The organism is Micromonospora sp. NPDC085948, from assembly GCF_040686315.1.
Lineage (GTDB): Bacteria > Actinomycetota > Actinomycetes > Mycobacteriales > Micromonosporaceae > Micromonospora.
Map to the genome: position 1 here is coordinate 1 of NZ_JBFBJW010000037.1, position 1,294 is coordinate 1,294.

1 protein-coding gene is annotated in these 1,294 nt (G+C 69.1%); it reads left to right on the top strand.

Annotated features, from left to right (window positions below; translation table 11 throughout):
- A partial coding sequence (locus tag AB0O48_RS34525; protein WP_365070200.1) for a polyketide synthase occupies positions 1-1,294 on the top strand: 1,294 nt, incomplete at both ends.

The following is a 1,294-nucleotide window of genomic DNA, read 5'->3' on the forward strand; positions in this document are numbered from 1 at the left end:
ACGAGCCGGTTGCGGTGGTGGGGTTGGCGTGTCGTTTCCCGGGTGGGGTGGATTCACCGGAGGCGTTGTGGGATCTGGTGGCCTCGGGCCGGGATGCGGTATCGGTGTTCCCGACGGACCGGGGCTGGGATCTGGAAGGGTTGTACGACCCGGATCCGGATGCTGCCGGCAAGTCGTACACCCGTTTCGGGGGGTTCGTGTCCGAGGTGGGCGGGTTCGACGCGGGCCTGTTCGGTATCTCACCGCGTGAGGCACTGGCCATGGACCCGCAGCAGCGGCTGCTGCTGGAAGCCTGCTGGGAGCTGTTCGAACGCGCCGGGATCGACCCGTTGTCGTTGCGCGGGACCTCGGCAGGGGTGTTCATCGGGTCGATGGGCTCGGAGTACGGACGCGACGCCGCCGCAGACGGTGGTGAGGGATTCACCCTGACCGGCAACGCGGCCAGCGTGGTCTCCGGCCGGCTGGCCTACACGTTCGGGCTGGAAGGCCCGGCGGTGACCATCGACACGGCATGTTCTTCGTCGCTGGTCGCGACGCATCTGGCCACCCAGGCGCTGCGGCAGGGCGAATGCACCCTGGCAGTGGCCGGCGGGGTGTCGGTAATGACCTCACCGCGCGCGTTCGTCGAGTTCTCCCGGCAGCGGGGCCTGTCACCCGACGGGCGGTGCAAACCGTTCGCGGCAGCAGCCGACGGCACCGGCTGGGGTGAAGGCGTGGGCGTGCTGCTACTGGAACGGCTGTCCGACGCCCGCCGCAACGGCCACCGCGTACTCGCGGTGCTGCGCGGCTCAGCGGTCAACCAGGACGGCGCCAGCAACGGGCTCACCGCCCCCAACGGCCCGTCACAGCAACGAGTGATCCGCCAAGCCCTGGCCAACGCCCGGCTCTCCCCGCACGACGTCGACGCCGTCGAGGCACACGGCACCGGAACCACACTGGGCGATCCCATCGAAGCGCAAGCCATCATCGCCACCTACGGCAAAGACCGGCCCGCCGACCAGCCCTTGTGGCTGGGATCGGTCAAATCGAACATCGGGCACACCCAAGCCGCCGCCGGCGCCGCCGGAATCATCAAAATGATCATGGCGATGCGGCACGGGCGACTACCCAGAACCCTGCACGTCGACGCGCCGTCACCGCACGTCGACTGGTCCGCCGCGACCGTGCAACTACTCACCGAAGACCAACCCTGGCAACCCGCCCAACGACCCCGCAGAGCCGCCGTCTCCTCCTTCGGCATCAGCGGCACCAACGCCCACCTCATCCTCGAAGAACCCCCCACCACACCCGCGAC